28 protein-coding genes and 1 pseudogene are annotated in these 26,034 nt (G+C 70.9%); 2 read left to right on the forward strand and 27 right to left on the reverse strand.

The features are described from left to right. Positions 1-5: 5 nt before the first annotated feature. The 11 genes from G3I78_RS36570 to G3I78_RS36620 form a co-directional block, all read right to left on the reverse strand. Complete coding sequence (locus G3I78_RS36570) at positions 6-434, reverse strand: hypothetical protein (protein ID WP_164432820.1); 429 nt, start codon at positions 432-434, stop codon at positions 6-8. A gap of 4 nt (positions 435-438) precedes the next feature. Then, positions 439-885 carry a roadblock/LC7 domain-containing protein gene (locus G3I78_RS36575; RefSeq protein WP_164432822.1) on the reverse strand — a complete coding sequence of 149 codons (447 nt, stop codon included), beginning with the start codon at positions 883-885 and terminating at the stop codon, positions 439-441. Between the two features lie 41 nt (positions 886-926). Beyond that, complete coding sequence (locus G3I78_RS36580; RefSeq protein ID WP_164432824.1) at positions 927-1,745, reverse strand: DUF4388 domain-containing protein; 819 nt, start codon at positions 1,743-1,745, stop codon at positions 927-929. A gap of 154 nt (positions 1,746-1,899) precedes the next feature. Then, the gene (locus tag G3I78_RS36585) at positions 1,900-3,273 is read right to left on the reverse strand and encodes an AI-2E family transporter (RefSeq protein ID WP_164432825.1); all 1,374 of its coding nucleotides are present in this window, start codon (positions 3,271-3,273) and stop codon (positions 1,900-1,902) included. Between the two features lie 133 nt (positions 3,274-3,406). Beyond that, on the reverse strand, positions 3,407-4,072 hold the full coding sequence (locus G3I78_RS36590) for a transglycosylase SLT domain-containing protein (RefSeq protein WP_164432834.1): 666 nt from the start codon (positions 4,070-4,072) through the stop codon (positions 3,407-3,409). 10 nt (positions 4,073-4,082) lie between these two features. Then, positions 4,083-4,766, reverse strand: a complete 684-nt coding sequence (locus tag G3I78_RS36595; RefSeq protein WP_343243952.1) for a transglycosylase SLT domain-containing protein — start codon at positions 4,764-4,766, stop codon at positions 4,083-4,085. Between the two features lie 398 nt (positions 4,767-5,164). Next, positions 5,165-6,490, reverse strand: coding sequence for a PhoH family protein (locus G3I78_RS36600; RefSeq protein ID WP_164432836.1), 1,326 nt, complete (start codon positions 6,488-6,490; stop codon positions 5,165-5,167). 313 nt (positions 6,491-6,803) lie between these two features. Continuing rightward, positions 6,804-7,577 (reverse strand): isoprenyl transferase, encoded by a 774-nt coding sequence (locus G3I78_RS36605; protein WP_164432838.1) that lies wholly within the window; start codon positions 7,575-7,577, stop codon positions 6,804-6,806. Positions 7,578-8,186: 609 nt separating this feature from the next. Next, complete coding sequence (locus G3I78_RS36610; protein ID WP_164432840.1) at positions 8,187-8,966, reverse strand: methyltransferase domain-containing protein; 780 nt, start codon at positions 8,964-8,966, stop codon at positions 8,187-8,189. A 79-nt stretch (positions 8,967-9,045) separates the two neighbouring features. Further along, positions 9,046-9,918, reverse strand: coding sequence for an LLM class flavin-dependent oxidoreductase (locus G3I78_RS36615; RefSeq protein WP_164432842.1), 873 nt, complete (start codon positions 9,916-9,918; stop codon positions 9,046-9,048). Between the two features lie 57 nt (positions 9,919-9,975). Next, complete coding sequence (locus G3I78_RS36620) at positions 9,976-10,539, reverse strand: dihydrofolate reductase family protein (protein WP_164432844.1); 564 nt, start codon at positions 10,537-10,539, stop codon at positions 9,976-9,978. 99 nt (positions 10,540-10,638) lie between these two features. Between G3I78_RS36620 and G3I78_RS36625 the strand changes: the two genes are divergently transcribed. After that, on the forward strand, positions 10,639-11,001 hold the full coding sequence (locus G3I78_RS36625) for a DUF192 domain-containing protein (RefSeq protein WP_164432846.1): 363 nt from the start codon (positions 10,639-10,641) through the stop codon (positions 10,999-11,001). 42 nt (positions 11,002-11,043) lie between these two features. Here the strand turns inward: G3I78_RS36625 and G3I78_RS36630 are convergent. The 15 genes and pseudogenes from G3I78_RS36630 to G3I78_RS36700 form a co-directional block, all read right to left on the reverse strand. Then, a pseudogene (locus G3I78_RS36630) lies at positions 11,044-12,048 on the reverse strand (alpha/beta hydrolase). Between the two features lie 89 nt (positions 12,049-12,137). Next, entirely contained in the window at positions 12,138-12,767 is a 630-nt protein-coding gene (locus tag G3I78_RS36635; RefSeq protein WP_164432848.1) for an OmpA family protein, read from the reverse strand. 8 nt (positions 12,768-12,775) lie between these two features. Next, positions 12,776-13,354 (reverse strand): hypothetical protein, encoded by a 579-nt coding sequence (locus tag G3I78_RS36640; protein WP_164432850.1) that lies wholly within the window; start codon positions 13,352-13,354, stop codon positions 12,776-12,778. Positions 13,355-13,390: 36 nt separating this feature from the next. After that, complete coding sequence (locus tag G3I78_RS36645) at positions 13,391-13,966, reverse strand: pilus assembly protein TadG-related protein (RefSeq protein WP_343243953.1); 576 nt, start codon at positions 13,964-13,966, stop codon at positions 13,391-13,393. A gap of 56 nt (positions 13,967-14,022) precedes the next feature. Further along, positions 14,023-14,217 (reverse strand): Flp family type IVb pilin, encoded by a 195-nt coding sequence (locus tag G3I78_RS36650; protein ID WP_164432897.1) that lies wholly within the window; start codon positions 14,215-14,217, stop codon positions 14,023-14,025. Positions 14,218-14,296: 79 nt separating this feature from the next. Then, positions 14,297-15,127: a response regulator transcription factor gene (locus G3I78_RS36655; protein ID WP_164432852.1), complete on the reverse strand. Its 831-nt coding sequence runs from the start codon at positions 15,125-15,127 to the stop codon at positions 14,297-14,299. After that, the gene (locus G3I78_RS36660; protein WP_239158287.1) at positions 15,124-16,311 is read right to left on the reverse strand and encodes a histidine kinase; all 1,188 of its coding nucleotides are present in this window, start codon (positions 16,309-16,311) and stop codon (positions 15,124-15,126) included. Before G3I78_RS36660 ends, G3I78_RS36655 begins: the two co-directional genes overlap by 4 nt. Positions 16,312-16,642: 331 nt before the next feature. Continuing rightward, positions 16,643-17,533: a DUF5936 domain-containing protein gene (locus G3I78_RS36665; RefSeq protein WP_164432854.1), complete on the reverse strand. Its 891-nt coding sequence runs from the start codon at positions 17,531-17,533 to the stop codon at positions 16,643-16,645. A gap of 10 nt (positions 17,534-17,543) precedes the next feature. Continuing rightward, the gene (locus G3I78_RS36670; protein ID WP_164432856.1) at positions 17,544-18,488 is read right to left on the reverse strand and encodes a type II secretion system F family protein; all 945 of its coding nucleotides are present in this window, start codon (positions 18,486-18,488) and stop codon (positions 17,544-17,546) included. Between the two features lie 6 nt (positions 18,489-18,494). After that, complete coding sequence (locus G3I78_RS36675) at positions 18,495-19,832, reverse strand: CpaF family protein (protein WP_164432858.1); 1,338 nt, start codon at positions 19,830-19,832, stop codon at positions 18,495-18,497. A gap of 13 nt (positions 19,833-19,845) precedes the next feature. Continuing rightward, entirely contained in the window at positions 19,846-20,235 is a 390-nt protein-coding gene (locus tag G3I78_RS36680; protein ID WP_164432860.1) for a TadE family protein, read from the reverse strand. 1 nt (position 20,236) lies between these two features. Next, complete coding sequence (locus tag G3I78_RS36685) at positions 20,237-20,608, reverse strand: TadE family protein (RefSeq protein ID WP_164432862.1); 372 nt, start codon at positions 20,606-20,608, stop codon at positions 20,237-20,239. Next, positions 20,605-21,855 carry an AAA family ATPase gene (locus G3I78_RS36690; RefSeq protein WP_164432863.1) on the reverse strand — a complete coding sequence of 417 codons (1,251 nt, stop codon included), beginning with the start codon at positions 21,853-21,855 and terminating at the stop codon, positions 20,605-20,607. Before G3I78_RS36690 ends, G3I78_RS36685 begins: the two co-directional genes overlap by 4 nt. 9 nt (positions 21,856-21,864) lie before the next feature. Next, entirely contained in the window at positions 21,865-22,572 is a 708-nt protein-coding gene (cpaB, locus tag G3I78_RS36695) for a Flp pilus assembly protein CpaB (protein ID WP_164432865.1), read from the reverse strand. Between the two features lie 66 nt (positions 22,573-22,638). Next, entirely contained in the window at positions 22,639-23,529 is an 891-nt protein-coding gene (locus G3I78_RS36700; RefSeq protein ID WP_164432867.1) for a hypothetical protein, read from the reverse strand. Between the two features lie 243 nt (positions 23,530-23,772). Between G3I78_RS36700 and G3I78_RS36705 the strand changes: the two genes are divergently transcribed. Beyond that, the gene (locus tag G3I78_RS36705; protein WP_164432869.1) at positions 23,773-25,461 is read left to right on the forward strand and encodes a glycoside hydrolase family 18 protein; all 1,689 of its coding nucleotides are present in this window, start codon (positions 23,773-23,775) and stop codon (positions 25,459-25,461) included. A 71-nt stretch (positions 25,462-25,532) separates the two neighbouring features. On the opposite strand, the gene G3I78_RS52365 is transcribed toward G3I78_RS36705, so the two are convergent. Beyond that, complete coding sequence (locus G3I78_RS52365) at positions 25,533-26,021, reverse strand: hypothetical protein (protein ID WP_239158288.1); 489 nt, start codon at positions 26,019-26,021, stop codon at positions 25,533-25,535. Between the last annotated feature and the right edge of the window lie 13 nt (positions 26,022-26,034).

The raw sequence follows: 26,034 nt of genomic DNA on the forward strand, positions 1-26,034 counted from the left end.
CCCGCTCAGAGGCTGTACTCCTTCACCACCCGGCGGACCTGGGCGAACAGCATGCCCACGTTGACGGACTTGCGGCAGACCACGACGGCCACCACGTCCTGCTGCTCGTTCATCCGCACGAACAGGTGGGTGAGGTTCTCGCTGTTGACGAGGATCTCCTGGAAGAAGTGGTTGTCACTGGCCATGCCGCGGCGTTCCTTGAAGACGTCCTCGATCATCACGACCGTGCGTCCCTGGAACAGGTCGAGCGTCGCACCCGCCAGCAGGTCCAGGACCTCTGGCGGGTGGTTCTCGACGGTCTCGTACGACAGCAGCATGCCGGTGGACATGTCGACCACGCCGGAGGCGACGCAGTCGGGGGCGTCGGTGCGAAGGGACTTGACCAGGCCCATCACCTGGTCGGAGAAACCTGTCGTCATGCGCTTCGTCGCCATCCCTTCAGACTCCTTCTGGTGCTTTCTCGGTCGCTCGGTTCGACTCGGTCGCTTCGGCCGCCGCCTCGGTCGCCTCGGTCGCCTCGTCGGTGAGGATCGAGCCGATCCGGTTCAGGGTCGGCTGGGTCACCCGGTGCAGCTGGTCCACGTCCAGGCCCTCGTCGCCGAGTACGACCATCAGGGCGGTGTCGCCGACGGCGTAGAAGGCGGCGCAGCCGTGGCTGCCGTAGGTCACCGTGCGGCGCAGCGAGCCACGGGCGGTCGCCCCCGCGGTGCGCCGGGCGAGGCCGAGCCCGGCCGCGGCGAGGGCGGCGAGGCCCTCCGGGTCGATCGAGTCGGCGGTGTCGGCGGCGATGAGCAGCCCGTCCGCGGCGGCGACCGCGGTGTCCGTGATACCGGTGACCTGTTCCCGCAGACCGCGCATTTCGAGCGCCAGGGCTTTGTGATCCATGTACTCAACTCCCCTATTCCTGTTCACATCTGGTCGGCCTGTTATTTCGTCATTCCGTTTCGGAGCCGGAAGAAGCTGCCGGGTTTGCGGCGGGGCAGATCGGTCCGGGTGGGCGGTGGGGACTGCTCCACGGGCGAGGGTTTGCGGGGCCGCAGATCATGCCCTTCGGGCAGGGTGCGGACCGGGATGACCGCGGGTGGCCCGGCGCACTCCAGGAGCCCTTCGTCGAGCATCCGCGCGACCTCGACCGTGACGGTGTAGACACCGCGCCCGACCCGGAAGGCGAGGTCCCGGGCCGTGCTGCGGCCGTCGGCGTGGGTGAGCAGATCGCGCCGCAGACCGCCGGCCCCGTCGTCGGTGCCCGAGCGCACGGGGCGTTCGCGGTCGGGGTGCACGGAGTGCGGCAGATTGGCGAGGGCGGTGAGTCTGCGGGTCGCGTCCTGGAGCAGCCGCAGAGGTGGTTCACCCACCGGGACCTGGGCGAACGGCACCTCGGTGGCGAACCGTTCGCACTCCTCGACCCGGCCGGCGGCGATCGCGAAGACCGCGTCGTGCAGGGCCAGCGCGCACACCACGCGCAGTTGCGCGGCCCCCGCGTAGCCGTGCGCGATGAGCGCGGTCGCCGGCCAGCGCGCGCCGCCGGACTCCCGCACCAGTTCGGCCCACTGCTCGCCGCTGACCCGCCCGGAGCGCAGCAGCAGGGCCTCGGGGCCGGGGGCGCCCGGCGACTCGGCGGCGACCACCCGTCCGTCGCCGAAGTGGAGGGTGCCGCCCGGGGTTCCGGTGACCCGCAGCTCTCCGGTGAAGCCGTCGCGCCCGCACGAGGCCAGGGCCTGTGCCAGGTGTTCGTGGCCCGACATCACACCCCCCGCCGCCTCGTACACACGCCTGACGCGTAGCACTGAGGAGGGAAGGTGTATCAGTCCGGGCGCATATTCCGGGCGCCGCTTTCCCAGCTGCCGCTAGTTGACGGAAGTTGAGTCGCGGGGCTACTCAAAACAGTGCGTTCGGCGCTCATTTGACCGAATTCGAGGCAGGTTTTTCAGGGTCCGGAGGCGGCTGATCGGCCGGCCCCTCCTCGCCCGCGACGTCCCCGTCGCCGCTCCCGTCCCCGCCGTCGTCCACGCCCTCGTCCCCGGCCGACTGCTCCTCGGCGTAGGCCTTGAGGTAGCTCACCACCGTGTTCGTCACCGCCACCAGCGGTACGGCCACCACCGCGCCGCCGATGCCGGCCACCATGCCGCCGGTCGCGACCGTCAGCACCACCGCGAGCGGGTGGACGCGCACCGCGCGGCCGAGGATGAACGGCTGGAGGATGTGGCCCTCGATCTGCTGGACGGCGAGGACCACCGCGAGGGTCATCACCGAGGTGAACACGCCCTGGGTGACCAGCGCGACGACCACCGCGAGCGCGCCGGAGGCGACCGCGCCGACGAGCGGGATGAAGGAGAACAGGAAGATGAAGACGGCCAGCGGCACGGCCATGGGGACATTGAGGAAGTAGATGCCGACGCCGATGAAGACGGCGTCGATGAGGGCCACCAGGACCGTGCCGCGGACGTAGGCGGTCAGGGTGTGCCAGGCGCGCGGGCCGGCGCCGGCCACGGCGGGACGGGCGGCCGCGGGGACCAGCTTCAGCGACCACTCCCAGATGCGGCGGCCGTCGTAGAGCAGGAAGAGGGTGGAGAAGAAGGTCAGCAGGATGCCGGTGAGCGCCTCCACGACGACCTGGACGCCCTCCAGGCCCGCGGAGGTGATCTGGTCGGTGTTGGCGCCGACCGCCTCGCGGAGGTTCTTGGCGATCTGGTTGATCTGCTTGTCGGTGACGTGGAACGGGCTCTTCAGCAGCCAGTTGCGCAGATCGTCGATGCCGTTCTGGATCTGGTCGGAGAGCGTGTCGATGTTCTCCATGACCTGCCAGGTCACGAACCAGCCCATCAGGCCGATGACGACGAACCCGAGGATCGCGGTGAGGGCCGTGGCGGGGCCGCGGGGCACGCCGTGGCTCCGGAGGCGGGCCACGGTCGGCTGGAGCAGCGCGGTGATGAGCAGGGCCACGACGAAGGCGAACACGACAAGCTGTACGGCGCTGATGACCCGCATCAGCACCCAGACCGTGCCCGCGAGGATCAGCAGCCGCCAGCCGGCCTCGGCGGCGACCCGGACGCCCCACGGCACCGCCTGTGCCGGATCGGGACGGGGGACCAGCACCACGGGCCGGCGGGAGGCGGGACTCGCGGGCTTCCTCGGCTTGCGCGCGGGCGGCGGCGGGGCGGAGTCCGCCTCGGCCTCCTCACGGGCCACCTCGGCGCGGCGCTCGTCCAACCGCTCTCCCACATCGGTCAGCCGGGCACCGAGCCGACCGAGCCACCCTGGCACTCGCGACATGATCCGTCCTCTTCCCCCGTCTCTCCCCACTACTCCCCCCTGGAGTCGTCCGGTCCGACCGTACAGGGCGACAGCCCCTCCCCCTAGGACGGGGCGGGGCTGCGTGAGGTTGAGCGGGCGGGGCGGCCCGTGATCAGTAGTTGCCGTGGGCCTGCCAGTAGGACCAGGCGTCGCAGGGGCTGCCGTAGCGTTCGTTCATGTAGCTGAGGCCCCATTTGATCTGGGTGGCCGGGTTGGTCTGCCAGTCGGCACCGGCGGACGCCATCTTGTTGCCCGGCAGGGCCTGGACGAGTCCGTAGGCGCCGGAGGAGGCGTTGACGGCCAGGTAGTTCCAGGTGGACTCGTGGTTCACGATGTTGCTGAAGCACTGGTACTGCCCACTGGGGATGATCTGGCGTGCCAGGGCCTGGACCTCGGCGGTGGTGTACGACGCCTGCTGCGGGTAGACACCGGTGGCGGCCTTGGCCTCCCGCTCCTTCTTCGCCTTCTCCGCGGCGGCCCGCTGCTTGGCCTGCGCGTCCTCGGCGGCCTGCTTGCGGGCCGCTTCCTCCGCGGACCTCCTGGCACCGGCGTCCGCGGCGACGGCCTGTGTCTCGGCCTGCTGGGCCAGCGGGGCCGCCTGCACCTGGGCCTGCTCGCCTGCGGGGATGTCCGCGAGGAGTGTGGCGTCACCGGCCGGCGCCTGGGCGTCGTCGGTGGGCTGAGCGGTGCCGGCCTGGGCGACGCCCATGACGGCACCGACAGTGGTGACCGCCGTGGCCGAGACCACGGCGAATCCGCGTGCGGAGTTCCGGTTCACGGCGAGAGGCCTAGTACCAGTTGTTGGCCTGCCAGAACGACCAGGCCTCGCAGGGGCTGCCGTACCGGCTGTCCATGTAGTTCAGGCCCCACTTGATCTGGGTGGCCGGGTTGGTCTGCCAGTCGGAACCGACCGACGACATCTTGGAGCCCGGCAGGGCCTGGAAGAGACCGTAGGCGCCGGAGGAGGCGTTCACGGCGCGGTAGTTCCAGCTGGACTCGTGGTCCACGATGTTGCTGAAGCACTGGAACTGGCCGCTCGGAACCATCGAGGCAGCCATCGACTGGATCTGCGCGATGGTGTACGAGCTCTGCACCGGGAAGCTGGAGGAGCTGCGGCTGGCCTTCTCCTTGGCCTCGGCGCGCTCCTTGGCTTCCTTGGCCGCCTTCTCGGCGAGTTCCTTCTTCTCGATCGCGGACTTGGCGGCGGCCTTGCGCGCCGACTCCTCCGCGACCTTCTTGGCGCTCGCGTCCGCGGCGATGGCCTGGTAGTCGGCCTGCTGCGTGAGGGACGCGGTCTGCACCTGAGCCTGCTCACCCGCGGGGATGTCCGCCAGGAGCGTCGTGTCGGCTGCCGTCGCCTCGGCGTCGTTCGGCTGCGCGACGCTGCCGGAGGCAACTCCGACGACGCTTCCGACAGCGGTGACCGCGGTGGCGGAGGCCACTGCGAATCCCCGGACCGAAATCGGGCTCACACGGTTTCCTTCCAGCATCGCCCGCTTCGGTGACCCTGGCGGACGCGATCTGCCCCTGGACACTGGCCTCCCAACTGCGGGGTCACGGGAGACACGGGCCCGGTGGGCAACTCCCTCACGGGGAGCGCCGCATGGTGCGCGGGCGGCATACGGCGGACGATATGGAGTTGATCCGGTGCTGCTGTGGTGCCGTACCGCTGGGGGTACAGATGTGCCGTATGCGGGGCCTGACAGAACCGAGACTCTGCCGTAACCCGACGCCGAGTGGCAATTCTGAGTTGCGTGTGAAAGCTCACATCCCGTTTGACCCCAGGGATTTCGAGAAACCTCGACACGCGAAGGCGCCGCCCGGCTAGGCTCTTGGCCTTTCCGGACGGCGCCAACTGGCGGGTACTACCTCAGATTTGGCCGTCCTCCAGCATTTCGGTCACAAGGGCCGCGATCTGGGACCTCTCGGACCTCGTCAGGGTCACATGCGCGAAGAGCGGGTGCCCCTTCAGCTTCTCCACCACGGCGACGACACCGTCGTAGCGGCCGACGCGGAGATTGTCCCTCTGTGCCACGTCATGGGTGAGAACCACCCGTGAATTCGCGCCGATTCGGGACAGAACGGTGAGAAGGACGTTCCTTTCCAGCGACTGGGCCTCGTCCACGATGACGAACGCGTCGTGCAGCGAGCGGCCGCGGATGTGGGTGAGCGGCAGGACCTCCAGCATCCCGCGCGCGGTGACCTCCTCGATGACCTCGCGGCTGGCGACCGCGGACAGGGTGTCGAAGACCGCCTGCGCCCAGGGGCTCATCTTCTCCGACTCGGAGCCCGGCAGATAGCCCAGCTCCTGCCCGCCGACCGCGTACAGCGGACGGAAGACCATCACCTTCTGGTGCTGGCGGCGCTCCAGGACCGCCTCCAGACCCGCGCACAGCGCGAGCGCCGACTTGCCGGTGCCGGCCCGGCCGCCCATCGACACGATGCCGATGTCCGGGTCGAGGAGGATGTCCAGCGCGATGCGCTGCTCCGCGCTGCGGCCCTTGATGCCGAACGCCTCCCGGTCGCCGCGCACCAGACGGATGTTGCCGTCGGGCGAGACGCGGCCGAGCGCCTTGCCGCGCTCCGAGTGGAGGGTCAGCCCGGTGTGCACGGGCAGTTCGGACGCCTCGGGGACGTGGACGTGGCCTTCCTCGAAGAGGATGTCCACCTGCTCACCGGGCAGGGTCAGTTCGGACATCCCGGTCCAGCCGGAGGAGCCCGTGATGGCGAGCTCGGCGCGGTACTCCTCGGCGAGGAGACCGACCGAGGACGCCTTGATCCTGAGCGGGAGGTCCTTCGACACGACGGTGACGTCGAACCCCTCGGCCTGCAGATTGCGGGCGACCGCGAGGATGCGGGAGTCGTTGTCCCCCAGGCGGTAGCCGCTGGGCAGGATGCTGGGGTCCGAGTGGTTGAGCTCGACACGGACGGTCCCGCCGAGTTCCCCGATCGGGATGGGGGCGTCGAGGCGGCCGTGCCGGACCCGGAACTCGTCGAGCAGGCGCAGGGCCTGCCGGGCGAAGTAGCCGAGTTCGGGATGGTGCCGCTTCGCCTCCAGCTCCGTGACCACGACGATGGGGAGCACTACCTCGTGCTCGTCGAAGCGGCTCAGGGCGTTCGGGTCGGCCAGCAGGACGCTGGTGTCGAGAACATAGGTGCGCCGGTCAGGCATACGGCGCTTTGTGCTGGTCACCACGGAAGGACGTACCCCCTCGGATGAGGTCGGGGAGCGACGGAGTGGAGCTGGACCGGTCGACGGCCCGTTTGCACGGGCCGGGAACCGGCCCTCCACTGCTTCTTCCGTGCTGAGACCGCACGGCAAGGCTGGTGCAAAGGGCCTCCCGGGCGGACGGCCCCGTGCCGCCCGCTGAGATCCGACACCCGTGGTTCGGGCGTCGACCTGCTTGGCTTATGCCCTCGAACACCCGGCGCCATGCCAGCGCATATGACGGCGCACTGGTGAACTGTCCGTTACTTCCACCCCAGACGGGGTACGCCGCGTGTTTGCCTCAGCCGCCGTAACGCCGGTGTCGCGCCGCGTAGTCGCGCAGGGCGCGCAGGAAGTCGACCTTGCGGAAGGCCGGCCAGAAGACGTCGCAGAAGTGGTACTCCGAGTGGGCCGACTGCCACAGCATGAATCCGGACAGCCGCTGCTCGCCGCTCGTGCGGATCACCAGATCGGGGTCGGGCTGGTCGCTGGTGTAGAGGTGCCGGCTGATCGCGTCGATGGTGACGGACTCGGCGAGCTCCTCCAGCGGGGTGCCCTTGTCGTGGGCGTCCAGCAGCATCGACCGTACGGCGTCGGCGATCTCCTGGCGGCCGCCGTAGCCGATGGCGACGTTGACGAGTATCCCGTCGACGTGGGCGGTGGACTCCTCCGCCTCCTTGAGCGCGGTCTGCATCGGGGACGGCAGCAGGTCGGGGGCGCCGACGTGATGGACCCGCCAGCGGCCGTCGGCGGCGAGGGTGCGGACGACGTCCTCGATGATGCCGAGGAGGGGGCCGAGCTCCTCCGGCGGGCGGTTGAAGTTGTCCGTCGACAGCAGCCAGAGGGTGACGACCTCGACGTCCGTCTCGGTGCACCAGCCGAGGAACTCCTCGATCTTCTCGGCGCCGGCGCGGTGGCCGTCGACGGGGGTGGAGCCGGCCGCCTTCGCCCAGCGGCGGCTGCCGTCCACGATGACACCGATGTGCTTCGGCACCTGGGCGTGGTCCAGGTGGCCCTCCACCCGGCGTGCGTAGAGCCTGACGAGCAGGCCGCGCAGCTTGTCGCGCAGGTTCACGTGAAAGTCAGCCCCTTTGAGATGGCGGTCCCCGCGAGTCGAGCGTACCGGGGGTGCCGGGTGCCAACTGTGCGGGGTGCCTTGAGCGGTGGGGCCGACGGAGGTCGCGTACGAGCGGCCGCACCCCCGGGCGGACATCCCCTCCGCCCCTCCCCGCGCACAAAAAACGGGCCGGTCCGTGGGGGGGATACGGACCGGCCCGAGGGGGGGTTTCCACCATAACCCTTCGTGAGGGATGGTGCGTGCATCGGCGTGCCACAACTACTCTCCGGAGTCGGGCGGCGACGGCGCGGTGGCCGATTGAAGGCCAGTTCATGGGGGTTTCGTGGCCGAATCACGGCGGAATCATGGGGGCGTAGGGCATCGCCCACGCGGGTGAACCCGGGTCGGAACGTTTCTTTGACGTCGGGAAGCAGGCACGGCACCGCGCAGCCCCCTCCTCTGCGCGGTGCCACCGCGCAGCTTTGCTGGCGCGAATTGCCTCGGGTTGAATTTACGTCAAAAGCGGTCCGGTGGCGAGCCGCCTGGGATAACGATGTGGAAACCCGGTGAAGACCATGGATATGCGGGGTAGATCGGTACATGATGCCCCCGTTGACCCATTTGCGATCATTTGCGGGCTTCGATCAGATGGCGGCTGCTGTGGGCCACGAAGGGCCCGTCGGCCGCGATCCGCTCGTGCAGGGACCGCAGTTGAGGCTCGTACCGCGCCACCGTGAAGCCGGGGACCATCCACACCACCTTGCGCAGGAAATGGACAACCGCCGCGATGTCGTGGAACTCCATCCGCAGCCGCTCGGCCCGCAGGTCGACGATCTCCAGGCCCGCCGCCTCGGCGCCCGCGCGCTCGCGGTCCGGGTGCCGGTCGGAGCTCTGCTCCTCGGGCAGCGGGCCGAGGAAGTGCTCGACCAGCTCGAACACGCTGCGCGGGCCGACGTGCTGGGCGAAGTACGTGCCGCCCGGCCGCAGCACACGGGCGATCTCCGCCCACCGCGGCTTGACCGGGTGGCGGCTGCCGACCAGGTCGAAGGTGCCGTCCGCGAAGGGCAGCGGGGCGTCCTCGGACACGGCGACGACCGCGATGCCGCGCGGGCTCAACAGGGCGGTGGCCTTGGCGACGTTCGGCGGCCAGCCCTCGGTGGCCGTCATGAGCACGGGTGCCTTCGGCGCCGTACCGAGGGCGAAGTCCAGGACCTCGCCGCCGCCGGTCTGGATGTCGAGGGCGGCGGTGGCGGTGGCCAGCCGGCCGCCCAGGGAGGTGGCGTAGCCCCAGGAAGGCCGCGCCTCGGTGGCCCGCCCCTCGAACCACGAGAAGTCCCACCCGTCGGTGGGGACGGCGGCGCCCTCGGCCACGAGGTCTTCGAACGTGCGGGGATCCGGGGAGGTCATGGAGGTGATCGTGGCAGTGGGCGGCGGGCGGGCGCCGCCCATTTTCCGGCGGGGCCGGGGCCCTCGACCTCCGACGAGGTCAGGGCACCAGCGGCCGGACCTGCTCCGCCGCGAAGCGCACGAAGCCCTCCGGGTCGGGCTCGTCGCCCGTCGGCTGGAGTACGACGGTGTCGGCACCGGCGTCGGCGAGCCGCTGCACGGCCTTCGCGACGGCGTCCGCGTCCCCGGCCACACCGAGGTCGGGTGTGTCGGCGAGGCCCTCCTCCCCCAGCTCGGCGCGCAGCCGGGCGGCGGCGTCGGGGCCGGTGGCGGTGAGGAGGTACACGACGACCCGGTGCGGGTCGGTGCGTCCGGCGCGCCGCCGGCCCTCGTCGATGAGCAGACGGGCCCTGCGGACGCCCTCCGGTGGGGTGCTCGCGGTGAGGACGGTGCCGTCGGCGGCCTCCCCGGCGAGGCCGAGGGTGCGCGGTCCGGTGGCCCCGGTGAGCACCTCGACCGGGTCGGCGGGCGGCCAGTCGAGGCCGACGTCGTCGAGGGTGACGTAGCGCCCCCGGACGGTCAGCCGCTCGCCGCGCAACAGGGCCCGCAGCGCGTCGAGATGCTCCCGCAGCAGGGTGAGCGGCGACTCGGGCCGTGCGCCGACCTGGCCCATCCAGGACTGCACGCCGTGGCCGACGGCGACGATCGCGCGGCCCGGGAACATGCGGTGCAGGGCGGCCGTCTCCATCGCGGTGATGGCGACGTTGCGCAGCGGGACGGGGAGGAGGCCGACGCCGATCCGGACCCGCTCGGTCCACGCGAGCGCGGCGGCCGCCGTCGAGATCCCGCCTTCGCGGAAGCAGTCCTCCCACAGCCAGAGTTCTTCGAGCCCGGTCTCGTCCGCGAGCCGGGCGAGCGCCCGCAGCCGCTCGGGAGGGAGTTGGGGACGGAACACTGCGCCGAGTCCGGTCATGACGCCCTTCCTACCCACGTGCGGGGTACGGGACAACTTCTTTACGCGTCCGGTTCCCTACGCCTCCGGCTCGTACCGCAGCAGCACCACGCCGTTGCCGAACGTGCGCGACTCCACGAGCCGCAGCGAGGTCGGGGTGTCGGCCCGCGGGAACAGCGGCTTGCCCGCTCCCACGAGGACGGGATGGACGTAGAGCCGCACCTCGTCGACGAGACCGAGCCGCAGGAAGGACTCCCCGAGGCCCGCCCCGCCGAGGCCGAGGTCCCCGCCCGGCTGTTCCTTCAGCGCGCGGACCTCTTCCGGTACGACCTCGTGGAAGAGGGTGCTGTTCCAGCCGACGCTCTTGAGGGTGCGGGAGTAGACGAACTTGGGGAGGTCGCGCCAGATCGGGGCGAACTCGACGGTGGACGCGTCGGCGTCGGGGTCGGCGTCGGCCGTGGGCCAGTGGGCGGCCATGAGTTCGTAGACGACCCGGCCGTGGATGAGGCCGCCCATGGCGCCGATCGTGGCGTTCATGTGCGCCAGCAGCTCGTCGTCGACCCGGTGCCAGCTGATGTCTTTGTCGGGGCCCTCGATGTAGCCGTCGAGGGACATCCCCATCATCAGGACGATTTTCCGCATCGGTCACCTGACCTGGGCAGGAGAGAGAGGATCGGTTCCCACGGTACGGGAACGCGGCGCGGACGGCGTGCGAACGCCATGACGGAAGGTGGCTCCGGGATGGGGCGCTGGCAGGACGGGCGGGGACGGCTGGTCGTGCACGGGGAGGGGGCGGGGCCCGATGTGCCGCTGGAGATCGCGTCCTCGTACCGGGCCCGGACGAAGGGGCTGCTGGGGCGGGACTCGGTCGAGGGGGCGCTGCTCCTCTCCCCCGCGAACAGCGTGCACACCTTCCGGATGCGGATGCCCATCGATGTCGCCTATCTCGACCGGCGGCTCCGGGTGGTCGCGGTGCGCACCATGCGGCCGGGGCGGCTGGGGCTGCCCCGGCTCCGGTCCCGGCATGTGCTGGAGGCGGAGGCCGGGGCGATGGCGGGATGGGGGCTGCGGGCCGGGGTGCGGGTGGAGATCGCGGTGGAGTAGGGCGGCCGGCGGGGTGCGGACGGACCGGGACCGGGCCGTGGACTACACCGGCAGGCGGTGCAGGGCGTCGGCGACCGGGACCGGGTCCGCGGGGCCCAGGTGGCCCGAGGCCGGGAAGTCGTGGACCGTGAAGCGGTTGTGCGGGGTGAGCGCGTCGGCCTCCGCGATCATGCGGTCCTGGAGCGCGGTGGCCACGGTCCTGTCCCTGCCGAAGCGCAGATAGGTGCGCGGAATACGGCCCCAGGTCCCGGCCCGCCCGACCGCGCGGTCCCCGTACGCCGTCATCGACTCGTCGGTCTGCATCCCCTCCAGCACCCGCAGGAACTCCGCGTCGGTGTAGTCGGCGCAGATCATCTCCTTGAGCACCGCCAGCTCCTGGCGGTCCGAGGTGCGCCAGTTGAGCCGCAGGACGCCGAGCTTCTCCGGGTCGCCGACCATCCGGAGCGGGACGACGGCCTGCTGTCCCTCGGGAGAGGCCGCGCAGTCGTTCAGGGAGGGCAGCGCGCGGCTCGGGCAGAACGCGGCCATGTAGCAGATGTGGTCGAGGAGTTCGGGCACGGCGTTGCCGACCCGGCTGACCGAGAGGCCGCCCATGCTGTGGCCCACGAGGACGACGGGACCGCCCAGGCGCGCGGCCCCGCGGACGGCCGCGGTGACCCGTCATTCGAAGTCGTCGAGGGTGAGTGCGGCGACCGGCGAGGGCTCGGTGGCGAGGGCACGCAGGTCCTGTGCCTGGTAGGCCTCCGGGATGAACTTCTCGGTGCCGTGCAGGGGTTGGTCCACCGCGACGACCCGATGGCCGCGCAAAGCGAGCTCCCGGCCGATCCCGGTCCAGAACGCGGCGGCGCTGTGGGTGCCGTGCACGAGGACGTAGGTCCGCACGCCCCGGCCGGTGGCGTGTGCGGGGGCGACGCCGGCACCGACGCCGACGCTCGTGGCGAGTGCCGTGCCGCCTGCCGCGACGGCGAGGCCGCGCAGGGTCTTACGTCGCGAAATCCCTTGAGTGGAAGGGGAGTTGACGTCTGTGAGGTTTCCGTTGTCAGCCATGTCGACGAGACTACGAAGGTGCCGGGCACGTCACGATGGGTCTGCACACCCGGTCGGAGGTGTACCTGCGGACACCCGGGCCGGTGCCGTCAGTTCGCTCCCCGGGGGAAGGAGACCTCGACGCGGCGGTTCTTCTTGCGGCCGGCTTCCGTGGCGTTGGAGGCGATCGGGTAGTCCTCGGAGTAGCCGCGGACCTCGTAGGTGATGCCCGAGTCCTTCAGTTCCTGGTCGAGGACGTCCTGGACGGCGTTGGCGCGCTGGCGGGAGAGGGTGAGGCCGTGGGCGTAGCTGCCGAGGTCGTCGGTGAAGCCGAAGACGCGGATCTGGGTGGCGTTCTGGTTCTTGATCTCGGCGGCGATGGCGGCGATACGGGACTTCGCCTCGCCGTTCAGCCTCGCGCTGTCCTTGGCGAAGAGGACCTCGGCCTGGAGGGCGAACTTCACGTCCGCGTTGGTGTCCTCCCGGCGCTCGTCCCCGCTCTGGTCCTCGACGACCTGCTTGATGTCCAGGACCTTCGGCTCGGCGAGGGTGGCGCCCTCCGGGAGCTTCAGGTCCGGGTCGTTGGAGTCCACCTTCACCGGGGCGGAGGCGGACGGCTCGGTGCCGGGGGGATAGCTGGGGTCGCCGTCGTCCGCGTGTGCGGGGGTGAGACCCAGGGCGAGGAGCACCGAGGCGGCGGTCACGGCCAGGGCGAGGCGGGGTGGGGTGTGGGTGGTCATGGTGGGCGTCATCCGGAGATCTGGATGGGGGCGGAGGCGAAGGTGGGGAGTTGGAAGGCGACCTCCGTCGTACCTTCGGGCGGTGCCGGGAACTGCATGAACACGGCCAGGCTCTCGCCCGCCTTGAGGGTCGAGAAGCCGGTGGTGGTCAGCGGGCGCCCGTCGGTGTCCCGCAGCACGTAGTACCGCTTCTTGCCCTTGGAGTCGACGAGCGTGGCGCCGCCCAGTGACCGGCCGTTCCTGACGATCTCGGTCTCGTCGCCGCGCACCGCCGCGGGGACGACCACGCTCTTGTCGCTGTCGTTCTTCAGGGTTCCGTTCACCGTGACGAAGCCGCCGGCGTCCCGGGTGGCGGAGGTGATCTGGAGCAGCAGTCCGTCCTGGCCCTTCAGTTCGGCCAGGGGCGTGTCCGACTGCCCCTCCTGGGTGCTGGGCTGGGACCCGGTCCCCTTGGAGGCGGACGCCGAGGTCTCCGGCTTCTTGTCGTCGTCGCCTCCGCCGCAGCCGGCCACGCCGACGGCCAGTCCGGCCGCGACCGTCAGCGCGACGATCCCCCTGCGGGCCCTCGCCGTGAACCGAACGCTCATCACTCTGCTTCCTTCGTCACTGGTGTCGTCAGCTTGTCAGTCCGCCAGGTGGACGTCGAAGAGATCCTCGGGTTTCGGGAGATTCGTGAGGTCCTTCGGATCCAGGTTCCATTCGACGCCGTCCTCGCACGTGAGCTTCGGCAGCACGTCCGCGTCGGTGTCGTCGGCGGGGGGCTCCTCGTCGGCGGGCGGCTCGTCGGGAAGCTCGAAGTCGCAGCGCGGCTCGATCACGGCGGTGGCCCGCTCGGTCGAGTGGGTGTTCTCGGTGCCGGGGACGATGGAGTCACCGACGGACTTGTCGGTCGTGGCCACGACCTCGTAGCCCGGGGGCGACAGACCCGGCTGCGGGGTGCAGTCCACGGTGGCGTCGTTCTGCGCGGCCAACTGGGACGCCCGCGCGCACCCCGTGAACGCCACACCGCCACCGTCGAGGATGTCCTGCCACTTGGTGGGGTCGAGTACGTTCGCCACCCACTCGTCGGTGAGCTGGTCGCGGGTGTCCAGGGCCGCCGCCAGGGCCGCCGCGTCGGCCGCCGTCTGGGCGCTGTTGCGGTTCGCCGTGGCCTGGCCGACCGCGAGGAAGGCGAACGCGAGCAGGAGCAGGCCCCCCACCACCGTGATGTAGATGGGGAAGGCCTGCCCGGTGTCACCGTGCGGGAGGAGGCGCGTCAGCCTCCGGTCACGTTGGCGATCTGCTCGGTGATCGCGTCGTAGATCGTGCTGCCGATGTCCGTGCCCGTGATCGCCAGGACGATCGCCACCACCACGGCGATGATCCCCAGGTACTCGACCGCGGTCTGACCCTTGTCGTCGTTGAACCGGTTGTTCATGGCGGGCCCCTTCGGCGTCATCGCTGTCGACATCCGGAACGTAGTCTTCGATGTTCCGTCCGGCCGAGGGTCCGTGGGCCCAAATCCGGGCCCATGTCGGCGTCTTCACGGCTCACCCCACTCCCCGGCTCGAACCCGGCGCCGTGCCCAGCCACTTGGCGGCGGCCTCGGAGCGACTGGTGCTGTGGAGCTTGGCGAAGATGCGGTTGATGTGGTTCTTGACCGTCTTCTCGCTGATGAAGCAGGCGGCGGCGATCTGCTGGTTGGTCATGCCGGATGCGATGAGGTCCATGATCTCCGCCTCCCTCGCGCTGAGTTGGAAACGCGACCGGTCCGAGGACGACTGTCCCACAGATGGTTGCAATCGCGAAAGCACTTGGGAAGAAATCGGGGAGACTGGGGCGGGAAGGTCCGAATTTTCATGTGCGTTTGCATCGCGAAGTTGGGTGAGCAGCGCGCCCGCCGCGGTGGGGGTCAGATGGGTGCGGCCCTGGACCACGTCCCGTACGGCCAGGACGAGCTGGTCCGCCGTGAACTCGCCGTGGACCAGGTAGCCGTCGGCTCCCCGGCGCAGCGCCTCGCGGACGGTCTCCGGCTCACCGCTGTACGTCAGCATCAGCACCGGGGCGATCGGCACGAGGTGCGGGAGGGCCGCGATGCCGTCGACGCCGGGCATGCGGACGTCCAGGAGGATCACGTCGGGGCGGTGGTCGCGCGCTGCCTCGTACGCCTCCCGGCCGTCCGCCGCCTCGGCCACGACGGTGATGTCCGCGCGGCCCGAGAGCAGGGCGGTGAGGCCCGCTCGGACCACCGGGTTGTCGTCGGCGACGACGATCCGGACCGGTGTGGGCGGGGCCGTCGGGAACAGCGCGAACGGGGTGACGGGGGGCTGGGGGTCGTCCGGCACGGCGCGGCCTCCTCTCGTGGTGGGGTGGGGGGTCATCGGGCTGCCCGCGGGGGTGGCAGGGGGAGTTCCAGGCGTACTTCGGTGCCCTTGGCGTGCGGGCCCTCGCCGATGTGGAGCCGGGCGCCGGCCGACGCGGCGCGTTCCACCATGCCGACCAGGCCGAAGTGGCCCGCTCTGCGGAGTTCGTCGAGGGTGGTGCCCTGGGGCAGGCCGCGGCCGTCGTCGTGGACGCTGATGCGCAGCAGGCCGTCCTCGATCTCCGCGCGCACGTCGAGGCGGGTGGCCCGGGCGTGGCGGTGGGCGTTCTCCATCGCCTCCTCGGTGATGGTGAGGAGCTGGCGGGCCACCGGGGGCGGGACGGGGAGCGCGGGGTGCGGGGCGGCCGGGGGGCGGTAGGTCGTGCGGAGTTCGGTGCGGGCACCGAACTCCCGTGCGCGGACGGCCAGTTCTTCGAGCACGTCGGTCGTGGCGGGGTGGTCGCGGCGCAGGTCGGTGAGGAGTTCGCGGGACTCCGTGGCGGCTCGGCGGGCGGCTCGCGCGACGATTTCCGCCTGTCGCTTGAGCAGGGCCGGGTCCGGGGTGGGGGCGGCCGCCGACGTGGCCAGGCCTTCCGCCGCCAGGGCCACGCCGTGCAGGGTCTTCGCCACCGAGTCGTGCATCTCCCGTGCCAGCCGGGCCCGTTCCTCGCCGATCGCCTCCGTCACCGCCAGGCGGGCCCGCATCGCGGTCAGCGCCTGGGTCGCCGTGCCGAAGCGGAGCAGGAGGTTGCGCAGGGTGGAGCCGACCGCGCCGGTGATCACGCAGAAGCCGGGGAGCAGGAGGGTGTCGGCGGGGGTGGTGTGGCTGTGCGGGAGGGTCGCCTGGGCCAGCAGCAGGATCAGGGACTGGAGCGAGGCGAACACCGCGGCGCCGCGCCAGCTGTAGGCGATGCCGGCGAGGAGGGGGGTGCAGACGCTGACGTAGGCGAGGGTGGTGTCGGGGCCCGCGGAGAAGAGCAGCAGGGCGGCGAAGAGGGTGTCCGCGGCGAGGAGGGTGGGGTGGCGCAGGAGGAGGGGGCCGAAGCGTTCCCAGTCCCTGAAGAGGGCGTACGAGACCATGAAGGTGACGACCACCGCGGCGCCGACGAGGCGGGTGCCGAGGCCGGGGTGGGCGTTGAGGAGGGCGGCGGGGGCGGCGAGGGCGATCATCGCCAGGCGGAAGCCGAAGACCTGGCGGCACATCGCCTGCAGGGCGTTGACCTGGATGTCGAGTGCGGGTGTGCGGGTGTGCGCGTTCTTCGTGTTCCCATCCGCACCACTCGTGCGGCCGTCGTCGGGTGCCGGTGGCGCCTGTGGGGGCTGATCGCCGTCGGCGACCCCGCGTCCGTTCGAGTCCTTCGTCGCTACGGCCCACGGCGGCGGACCCGGCACCGCCGAACCCGCGCCACCCGCCGGCCGGGACTCGGACCCGCGCGCCGGCGTCGTCCCGCTCGCCCGTCCGTCCGCCCCCGGGCACCCGTGCCTCAGCCCGCGCCCCACCCCCCGCGCGCCCATGAGCGACATCGCCGACCCCCTACTTCCCCGTGATCGTGCCGAAGTCGGTTCCCGAGCCCAGCAGCAGCCCCGCGGCCAGCAGGAGCATCGTGGCCGGGACCATGAACGTGGTGATCATCAGGGTGGCCTTGGGGACCGCGCGGGCGGCCTTGCGGCGGGCGTTCTGGGCGTCCGTGCGGCGCATGTCCTTGGCCAGGGAGACGAGGGTGTCCACGATGGGCGCGCCCAGCTCCTCGCCCTGCTGGAGGGCCGTCACGAACATCGCCACCTGTTCGGAGTCGTTGCGGCGGCGCAGTTCCGCGAAGGCCTGGCGGCGGCTCATGCCGAGGTCCATCTGGCGGAGCGTGATGCGGAGTTCGTCGGCCCAGGGGCCCTCGTACTTGGAGGCCACCCGGTCCAGCGCCTGGCGGAAACCGAGGCCCGCGCTGACCACCACGGCGAGCACGTCCAGGAAGTCGGGGAGGGTGCGCTCGATGACGTCCTTCCTGACCCGGATCGCCGACCAGATGCCGACCTCCGTCCAGAACGCCCCGAAGGCCAGCAGGAGCAGCGCCACCAGGATCTGGCCGCGGAGGAGGAAGACCAGGAAACCCAGGGCGCCGAGGAAGCCGTAGACCGCCCTGCGGGCCGCGTAGCGGTTGATGGTCAGGCCGCCGGGGTTGCCCGCGAGGTCGATCTTGCGGCGGTACTTGGCGACCTGCTTGGGGCCCATCAGGCGCAGGACCGCGGGGGCGTACCGCATGCCCATGCGGTCGATCAGGGAGTCCACCGCGCCGGTGCGGGTGGAGCCGACCTCCAGGGCCAGGACCAGGTCGCTGGGGAGTTTCGCCTCCGCGCGGTACATGCGCAGGCCGGCGAAGACGCCCCACACGCTCACGGCCGCCAACAGGGCCAGTCCGACTGCGATCATGACCAGCCCCTCAGACGTCGATCCGTGACAGACGGCGGATCAGGACGAACCCCACCGCGTACAGGCCGAACGCGATGATCACCACCGCCTGTCCGACCGGTGAGCCGGTCATCCGGTCCAGTGCGCCATCCTTCACGCCGTTCATGAGGAACAGCGAGCCGATGCCGAGGACGGGGACGGCGTACGACGTCATGCTGACCTGGGAGAGCTGGGTGCGGACCTCGCGCCGGGTCTCCTTGCGCTCCTCCAGCGTCTCGGTGAGGTTGCGCAGGGCGCTGACCACCTGGCCGCCCGCGCGGTTGGACAGGACCAGGGTCGTCACCAGAACCACCAGCTCCCGCGAGGGCAGCCGCTTCGCCATCTCGTCGAGCGCGTCCTCCATCGAGACGCCGACCGCCAACTGGTTGGCCACCTTCGCCAGTTCCTCGCCGGCCGGGGCCTCCAGCTCCTCCGCCGCCATGCCGATCGCGGTGCGCAGGGCGAGGCCCGCGTGGGTGGCGTTGGCCAGGATGCGGGCCAGTTCGGGGAGTTGGTTGATGAACTTCTCGATGCGCTTCTGGCGCTGCCAGTTGAGGAACTGCAGCGCCGCCCAGACGCCGATGAGGCCGAGGATCGGGCCGAAGAAGGGGGCCAGCGTCTCCTGGCCGATCAGCCACAGGCCGGCCACCGCGGCGAGCATCGCCACGAAGAACTCGCCCGGTGTCACGTCCAGTCCGGTGGCCGCGAGCCGGAGTTCCAGCTGCCGGCCGAGCCGGGTGCGGCGCAGCCTGCGGTCCAGGTCGCGGAAGTGGCGGCGGCGGCCGGTGTAGGTCACCTGGCTCGCGGCCGAGAGCCGGTCGACCAGGGCCGCCCGCTGGGCCCGGCCCTTGGCGTAGACGTGCACGCCGACGACCGCGAGCACGCAGGTCAACAGGGCGACGCCGGTGGTGAGATTGACGAGGGAGTCGAGATCCATCGGGGCCTACCTGGCTTCTCGGAGGGCCAACTCGGCCGGGGACTGGGCCACGCCGAAGGCCTGGGGCGTGGGCTGGCTCGCCATGTAGAGGCGGTCGACGGTGCGGCGCGGGAGCGGGAAGTACTCGAACTGGCCGTAGATCCGGCCGTCCGCCGCCATCGGCCGGGCGTGGAAGCGGGCCACCGTCGCCAGCCGGTACGGCTCGCTGCCGTGGCTGTCGAGCAGCGCGATCTCGGTGATCCGGCGGGCGCCGTCGGCGAACCGGGTGAGCTGGATGATCACGTCGATCGCGCTGTTGATCTGGTCGTGCAGCGCCTCGAAGGGGACCTCGACCTCGGACATCGACGCCAGGGTCTTCAGCCGCATCAGCGCGTCCTCCGCGCTGTTGGCGTGCACGGTGGCCAGGGAGCCGTCGTGGCCGGTCGACATGGCCTGGAGCATGTCGAGGGACTCGCCGCCGCGGACCTCACCGACCACGATCCGGTCGGGGCGCATGCGCAGCGAGTTGCGGACCAGGTCGCGGATGGTGACCCGGCCCTGGCCCTCGACGTTCGGCGGGCGTGACTCCAGGCGGACCACATGGCGTTGCTGGAGCTGGAGTTCGGCCGAGTCCTCGATGGTGATGATCCGGTCGTCCTCGGGGATCAGCCCCGAGAGCGCGTTGAGCAGCGTTGTCTTGCCGGTGCCGGTCGCGCCCGAGACGATGATGTTGAAGCGCGCCTGCACCAGGCCCGCCAGCAGGTACAGCATGTGTTCGTCGAGCGAGCCGAAGCCGACGAGTTCCTGGAGCGTGTAGGAGCGCGGGAAGCGGCGGATGGTGAGGATCGCGCCGGTCAGGGAGAGCGGCGGGATGATCACGTTGACGCGCTCGCCGGACGGGAGGCGGGCGTCGACCATCGGGTTCGTCTCGTCCACGCGGCGGTTGACCGTCGAGACTATTCGCTCGATGGTCTGCATCAGCTGGTCGTGGGAGGGAAAGCGCAGCGGCAACTGCTCGACCCGGCCGGCGCGTTCGACGAAGATCGAGTCGGGGCCGTTGACCATGATCTCGGTGATGGAGGCGTCTTCGAGCAGCGGCTCCAGGATGCCGAGGCCGAGCGCCTCGTCGACCACGCGCCGGATCAGCTGCGAGCGCTCGACGGTCGACAGGACGGGGCCCTCGCGGCTGATGATGTGCCCGAGGACCCGCTCCAGCCGGGCCCGGCGTTCGGCGGCGGCGAGCGAGCTCATCTCCGCGAGGTCGATCTCCTCCAGGAGCTTGGCCCGGTAGGAGGAGACGAGGTGGCCGTCCTCGCCCCGGCTGCCGTTCTCCTCGGGGGTGTTGATGCGGGACCGCAGACTCATGGGGGTACCTCGTTCAGTGGTCGAGCGGCATGGTGGCGGTCTTGACGGCGGGGTCGAAGCTCCAGCCGGGGACGACCGACGGGATCTGGACGGTGGCGGTCACGGTGACCGAGTCGCCGCCCCCGCCCTCGGCGCAGGAGACGGACAGCCAGTCGCTGACCGCGTTCACACAGCCGTCCTGCGCGCTCAGGTCCAGCGAGGCGGCCCGCGCCCCGGCCCTGGCCGCCGTACCGGCCTGCTGGGCGGTGTAGGCGACGAGCCCGAGCTGGACGACCGCCATGGCGACGAGGATCAGGATCGGGATGAAGCCGAGGTATTCGAGGGCGACCTGGCCGCGGTCGCGCCGGTGGGCGCGGCCCGTCGGGGGGTACGGCGTCTCACGGCCTGTCCGGGAGTACGGCATCTCAGTCCTTGTCCTCCTCCACGGCGCCCGCGTGACCCGTCACGTCGAAGGGGAAGCCGATCGAGCCCGGGAACAGGACGGGCACCTGGAGCTTGACGGTGGCCTTGACGTAGCCGCCCCCGGTCGCGCAGCTCACCGTGCCGCTCCACGCGCCCGGCAGCTTGTCCTGGCCCGCCTCCTGGCATGCGGCCTGCCGCTCTCCGTCCGGTACCGCGGTCCCTGCCCGCGCCGCCTCGTCCGCAGCATTCCCCGCCAGCGTGAAGGTGTACCCCAGCAGCACGAACTGCCACAGCAGCACCAGGGTGACCAGGATCAGCGGGGTCATCCCGAGGAACTCGATCGTCACCTGCCCCTCGTCGCGTCGCCTCCTCATCTCCCCAGCTCCCTGCGCCGCCGGAAGGCCAACGCCCCCCGCTCCCGCCCTCCGTTGCGATGCGAGTTCGTCTCCGTGCCCTTGACCAGGCCCAGTTCACCGGCGAGCGTCCACAGGGCCTGCTTGACCGTGCCCCTGGCGTCGAGTTCGTGGACCCGGCCCGCGTCCACCGCGCCCTGGAGCTCCTTGAAGTTCGCCGGGATGACGGTCGCGGCGACCCCGGTGCCGGTGATCTTCTGGATCAGCGGGGCCTGGATCTCCGTACCGCGGCTGTGCCGGTTGACGACGACCGTGGTCTCCTCGGCCTTGCGGACCTGGAGGCGGTCCCACATGCGCACGGCACGCTTGGCGCCGCGGACGGCGACGACGTCGGGCGTGGTGACCAGGAGCGCCGTGTCCGCCATCTCCACGACCGCCGCGCCGGCCCCGCTGAGCTGGGCGCCGCAGTCGACGACCACGACCTCGTAGCGGGAGCGCAGGGCGGAGACGATCTGGCGGGCGGCGCGCTCGGTGACCTCCTCGCCGCGTTCGCCCTCGCCGGGTGCGAGCAGCAGGGCGAGGCCGGTGTCGTGGCGGAAGACGGCGTCGGCAAGGACGCGCGGGGAGATGTCGGTGATGGTGGCGAGGTCGACGACCGAGCGGCGGAACTGGACGTCCAGGTAGGAGGCGACGTCGCCGGTCTGGAGGTCCAGGTCGAGCAGGGCGGTGGGGCGGCCCGAGGCCTGGGCGGCGAGGGCGAGCTGGATCGCGGTGGTGGTGGCGCCGACCCCGCCCTTGGCGCCGCTGACGGTGACGACGGTGCCGCCGACACCGGTGAACACGTCACCGCCGGCGCCCAGGTGCCGTCGTACGCCCACCGACCACTGGGCGACCGCGTTGACCCGGGTGGCGAGTTCCTCGTAGCCGAGCGGGAGGGAGATCAGGCCGCGGGCGCCGTAGTCCATCGCGGCCTGGAAGAGGCCGGGGCTGACGTCGGAGGTGACGAGGATGACGCCGACGGCCGGGAAGCGCAGGGCGACCTCGCGGATCAGCTCCAGGGCCGGGACGGGACCGATCCGCTCATGGACGACGACCACTTCCGGCAGCTCGTCGATCGACTCGGACGCCAGGCGCGCGAGGGTGTCGATGAGCTGGGTGGAGTCGGTGACCGGGGCGACCGGCTCGGCGTCCGGGAGCTGGCTGAGCAGCGTGGTGAGGGAGCGGACCGCGTCCGCATCGCCGACGGCCGGAAGGATCCTCGTGGGCATGGCGGCCTCTCACTTGTCCTTCGCGAGTTCGTACGTGCGGTCCTGCTCGGGGACGGTGCCGGTCTCGCCCGGGGCGACCAGGGCGAGCCGGACGCGCTTGGCGAACGACTCGGCGTACGTGATGCGCTGGGCGTCGAGGGCGGAGAGCGCGAAGGTGATGGGACGGGCCTCGGTGGCCGCGCGGGTGCGGTCGTCGGCGTCGGGCTGGAGCGAGGTGAGATCGCCGACGTCCAGGACCCGGGCGTTGGTCACGATGATCTTGGACTGGTCGGGATCACCCTCCCGCTGTCCCTCGAAGGTCGCGTAGACGTTGACCGCGGAGCCCGCCGTGATCTTGCCGGCGACACCGGTCGCCGCGTCGATCATGATGGCGATCTCCTGCTGCCCGGGCTGGAGGGCCGGCTGGTCGACGATCATGTCGCTCTGGAGCAGGGAGCCCTTCTTCAGGGTCGTCACCGCGATCTTGTCCCTGACGGCCGCCAGATCGGTGACCGCGTTGGCCGACAGCCAGCGCTCGGGCATCTCGGTCTTCTCGAACTGCGCCGCGGTGAGCCGGGTGTACGGCTGGATGTCCTTCTTGACCTCGTACGCCGTGACCTCGGGGCCGACCTTGGACTTCACGTCGTTGATGACGGACAGCACGCCGGCGAACGCCGCGAGGGCGCCCAGGACCGACAGGAGCAGGAGTATCACGCCGCGGCGCTGACGGGAGTTCATGAACCGTACAACCTCGTTGGGGGGCTCGGTCGAGCGGAGTCGGGGACGGGGGCGATCCGGTACGGCTCACCCGGCGGGCAGTTGGTGCTGGTACTGCTGTCGTTGCTGGGGTACGGGCGGCACGGGGGCGGTGGCCGAGCAGAAGACGCAACGGTCTCCGATGACGTCGATACCGCACCAGTGACAGATGTTCTGCCGTACCGAGGTGACCAGTTGGTAAAGGACGGACAGGTCGGGCAGGAAGGTGCAGAACTCGATCAGCCTGCCGGTGCCCCACCACTCGGCGGACTCGGCGGGCAGCGGCGTCTCGCGCAGCCCCTGGATCCGCCAGGACTTGGCGAGGTTCCCGGAGACCCAGTCGGACTGGAGCTGGCCTCGGGCGACGAGCATCGAGGTGGCGAACTCCGGTCCGGCGAGCACGGCGTCCGGGGCGATCCGTACGAGTTGGGGCTGCGGGTGGGCGAGCACCGCGAACTGGCTGCCCGGCACCCAGGACTTGGCGTGCGACTTGAGGCCGACGGGTACCCGGTCGAGCTTGGCCACCGAGCCGAGGAGCGCGCCCGCGTGGAGGTAGTGGGTGAGCAGCCGGCCGGCCGAGGCGAGGACGCCGGGGCTGAGGTCGCAGGAGGCGAGCTGTCTCAACTGGCGGGCCAGGACGGCGATCCCGAGCGGTGGCAGTTCGGGACGGAACAGGGCGATCCGGTCGCTCTCCAGCAGGGACCGTACGGTGCGCAGCCGCTGGTCCACCGCCGGGGGCACGGCATGGGAGTACACGACGATCACATGGCCGTGCTGGTCGATCAACGACTGGAGCGCGGCGAGCGAGTGGTCCAGCGGCTGCCGGTCGAGGCCGTCGAGCACGACGGCGGGCAGGGTCCGCTCGTCCTGTGCCGGCAGCGCCATGTCGGCACCGGTCACTGCGATGGCAGTTGGCACGCGCAGCTCCCCGTATCCCATGCCCGTGGGTCCGACGGATCACTCCGGCACACCCGGTCGACTTCACTGCGTGACTACCTGAGCACTGTAACCACGCCTCTGTGACCGGAGAACAGCGATTCTGTGACTTCCTGCTCCGGTTGAGAGCTCAAAAGCGGGCGATTCCTGCCCAGATGGGGCGCACTTGCCACGTGCGCGAGCCAGTGAAAGGCGAGTTGCGCCCGCCTCCTTGACAACGGATTGGTCTGGACCAACTCTCTTGTCATGCCCATACTCAGCAGAAAACCGGTGCGGTTCTGGACCGCAGCCGTCTCCGTGGCCCTCGCCCTGGGTTTCGCGGGACCGGCGTCCGCCGCGGACGTCAACAACGCGAGGAACGCCGGCTTCGAGTCCGGTCTGTCCGGCTGGACCTGCTCCGCGAGCAGCGGTACGACGGTCTCCTCCCCTGTGCACGGCGGCTCGGCCGCGCTGAAGGCGACGCCGGCCGGGCAGGACAACGCGAAGTGCGTCCAGACCGTGGCCGTGAAGCCGAGCTCGACGTACACGCTGAGCGCCTGGGTGCAGGGCGGCTACGCCTACCTGGGCGCGACCGGCACCGGCACCACCGACGTGTCGACCTGGACCCCGGACTCGGCCTCCTGGAAGCAGCTGACGACCACCTTCACGACGGGCGCCGCCACGACCTCGGTGACGGTGTACACCCACGGCTGGTACGGCCAGGCCGCGTACCTCGCGGACGACGTGGCGGTGTACGGCCCCGACGGGGGCGGCGGCGGTGACCCGTCTCCCACGGTCCCGGCGACACCGTCCGGCCTGGCGGTCTCCGGTACGTCGTCCTCGTCCGTCTCGCTGTCCTGGAACGCGGTGTCGGGCGCGACGGGCTACAACGTCTACCGCGCCGGTACGAAGGTCACGGCGGTGACCGGGACGTCGGCGACCGTGACGGGGCTGGCCGCGTCGACGTCGTACAGCTTCCAGGTCACGGCCGCGAACTCGGCGGGTGAGTCGGCTCGTTCCTCGGCGGTGACGGGCACGACCACCGCCTCGCCGGGCGGCGGGGGCGGGACGGTGCCGAAGCACGCGGTCACCGGGTACTGGCAGAACTTCGACAACGGGGCGACGGTCCAGCGGCTGTCGGACGTGCAGGCGCAGTACGACATCATCGCGGTCGCCTTCGCGGACGCGACGACGACGCCGGGGGCCGTGACCTTCAACCTGGACTCGGCCGGGCTCGGCGGCTACACGGTCGACCAGTTCAAGGCCGACATCAGGGCGAAGCAGGCGGCGGGCAAGAAGGTCATCGTCTCGGTCGGCGGGCAGAACGGCACGGTGTCGGTGAGCGACTCGGCCTCGGCGACGAACTTCGCGAACTCGGTGTACTCCCTGATGCAGACGTACGGCTTCGACGGGGTCGACATCGATCTGGAGAACGGGCTCAACGCCACCTACATGTCACAGGCGTTGCACTCGCTCGCCGCGAAGGCGGGCTCCGGGCTGGTCCTGACGATGGCACCGCAGACGATCGACATGCAGTCGACGTCGAACTCCTACTTCCAGACGGCGCTCAACGTGAAGGACATCCTCACGGTCGTCAACATGCAGTACTACAACAGCGGTTCGATGCTCGGCTGCGACGGCAAGGTGTACTCGCAGGGCTCGGTGGACTTCCTCACCGCCCTCGCCTGCATCCAGCTGGAGGGCGGACTGGCCCCGTCCCAGGTGGGGTTGGGTCTCCCCGCGTCCCCGAGCGGGGCGGGCAGCGGCTACGTCTCCCCGACCGTGGTGAACAACGCCCTCGACTGCCTGACGAAGGGCACCGGGTGCGGCTCCTTCAAGCCGTCGAGGACCTACCCGGACCTCCGGGGCGCGATGACCTGGTCGACGAACTGGGACGCGGCGGCGGGGAACGCGTGGTCGGGGGCGGTGGGGCCGCATGTGCACGAGCTGCCGTAGCGGGCGGCGGTAAGTCGCGGGCGCCGAGCCGAACGGGTCCTCCGTCACCTCGGCGCCCGGCACCGCGTGGATCAGGCGAGCGGCTTGTAGTACCCGAGGATCGCGGCCAGTTGGGCGAACCACTGCCCCAGCAGGTCGCGGTTCTTCGCGTCCACGACGCACTCGTAGAACCGGCCGTCCATGTGGACGACGGCCATCATGAGCGTCTTCCCGTTGGGACCGGCCTTGTAGTGAACGCTGCGGATCTCGTGCCAGGGGAACTCGGCGGAGTATCCGTGATCCTCGAAGGCGACACCGGCGGAGTCGACGACGATCGAGTTGTGACGGTCGACTGCCATGAACTCGGGGGTGTCGGTGGGCTGTTGCGCGTACTGGTGGGGGTACGGCGGCGGGGCGGGGTGGCCGTACTGCGGGGGTGGTGGGGCGGGGTGGCCGTAGGGCTGCGGCGGTGGCGGAGGAGGGGTGGGTGGGCCGAAGCCGGGGGCTGCGGGGCCGTAGCCGGGGTGGGGGGGTTTGGGGCGTTTGGGGGGTTCCCGGTGGGGCGGGTGCGGGCGCGGCAGTGGCCGTCGTAGC

This window comes from Streptomyces sp. SID13726, assembly GCF_010548375.1.
Taxonomy (GTDB): domain Bacteria; phylum Actinomycetota; class Actinomycetes; order Streptomycetales; family Streptomycetaceae; genus Streptomyces.

Bases quoted from the DNA above. Each gene is read 5' to 3' on its own strand.
- G3I78_RS36570 (WP_164432820.1), bottom strand. From the start codon at position 434: ATGGCGACGAAGCGCATGACGACAGGTTTCTCCGACCAGGTGATGGGC.
- G3I78_RS36575 (WP_164432822.1), bottom strand. From the start codon at position 885: ATGGATCACAAAGCCCTGGCGCTCGAAATGCGCGGTCTGCGGGAACAG.
- G3I78_RS36580 (WP_164432824.1), bottom strand. From the start codon at position 1,745: ATGTCGGGCCACGAACACCTGGCACAGGCCCTGGCCTCGTGCGGGCGC.
- G3I78_RS36585 (WP_164432825.1), bottom strand. From the start codon at position 3,273: ATGTCGCGAGTGCCAGGGTGGCTCGGTCGGCTCGGTGCCCGGCTGACC.
- G3I78_RS36610 (WP_164432840.1), bottom strand. From the start codon at position 8,966: ATGACCTCCCCGGATCCCCGCACGTTCGAAGACCTCGTGGCCGAGGGC.
- G3I78_RS36615 (WP_164432842.1), bottom strand. From the start codon at position 9,918: ATGACCGGACTCGGCGCAGTGTTCCGTCCCCAACTCCCTCCCGAGCGG.
- G3I78_RS36620 (WP_164432844.1), bottom strand. From the start codon at position 10,539: ATGCGGAAAATCGTCCTGATGATGGGGATGTCCCTCGACGGCTACATC.
- G3I78_RS36625 (WP_164432846.1), top strand. From the start codon at position 10,639: ATGGGGCGCTGGCAGGACGGGCGGGGACGGCTGGTCGTGCACGGGGAG.
- G3I78_RS36635 (WP_164432848.1), bottom strand. From the start codon at position 12,767: ATGACCACCCACACCCCACCCCGCCTCGCCCTGGCCGTGACCGCCGCC.
- G3I78_RS36640 (WP_164432850.1), bottom strand. From the start codon at position 13,354: ATGAGCGTTCGGTTCACGGCGAGGGCCCGCAGGGGGATCGTCGCGCTG.
- G3I78_RS36650 (WP_164432897.1), bottom strand. From the start codon at position 14,217: ATGTCGACAGCGATGACGCCGAAGGGGCCCGCCATGAACAACCGGTTC.
- G3I78_RS36655 (WP_164432852.1), bottom strand. From the start codon at position 15,127: ATGACCCCCCACCCCACCACGAGAGGAGGCCGCGCCGTGCCGGACGAC.
- G3I78_RS36660 (WP_239158287.1), bottom strand. From the start codon at position 16,311: ATGTGCCGCCAGGTCTTCGGCTTCCGCCTGGCGATGATCGCCCTCGCC.
- G3I78_RS36665 (WP_164432854.1), bottom strand. From the start codon at position 17,533: ATGATCGCAGTCGGACTGGCCCTGTTGGCGGCCGTGAGCGTGTGGGGC.
- G3I78_RS36670 (WP_164432856.1), bottom strand. From the start codon at position 18,488: ATGGATCTCGACTCCCTCGTCAATCTCACCACCGGCGTCGCCCTGTTG.
- G3I78_RS36675 (WP_164432858.1), bottom strand. From the start codon at position 19,832: ATGAGTCTGCGGTCCCGCATCAACACCCCCGAGGAGAACGGCAGCCGG.
- G3I78_RS36680 (WP_164432860.1), bottom strand. From the start codon at position 20,235: ATGCCGTACTCCCGGACAGGCCGTGAGACGCCGTACCCCCCGACGGGC.
- G3I78_RS36685 (WP_164432862.1), bottom strand. From the start codon at position 20,608: ATGAGGAGGCGACGCGACGAGGGGCAGGTGACGATCGAGTTCCTCGGG.
- G3I78_RS36690 (WP_164432863.1), bottom strand. From the start codon at position 21,855: ATGCCCACGAGGATCCTTCCGGCCGTCGGCGATGCGGACGCGGTCCGC.
- cpaB (WP_164432865.1), bottom strand. From the start codon at position 22,572: ATGAACTCCCGTCAGCGCCGCGGCGTGATACTCCTGCTCCTGTCGGTC.
- G3I78_RS36700 (WP_164432867.1), bottom strand. From the start codon at position 23,529: ATGGGATACGGGGAGCTGCGCGTGCCAACTGCCATCGCAGTGACCGGT.
- G3I78_RS36705 (WP_164432869.1), top strand. From the start codon at position 23,773: ATGCCCATACTCAGCAGAAAACCGGTGCGGTTCTGGACCGCAGCCGTC.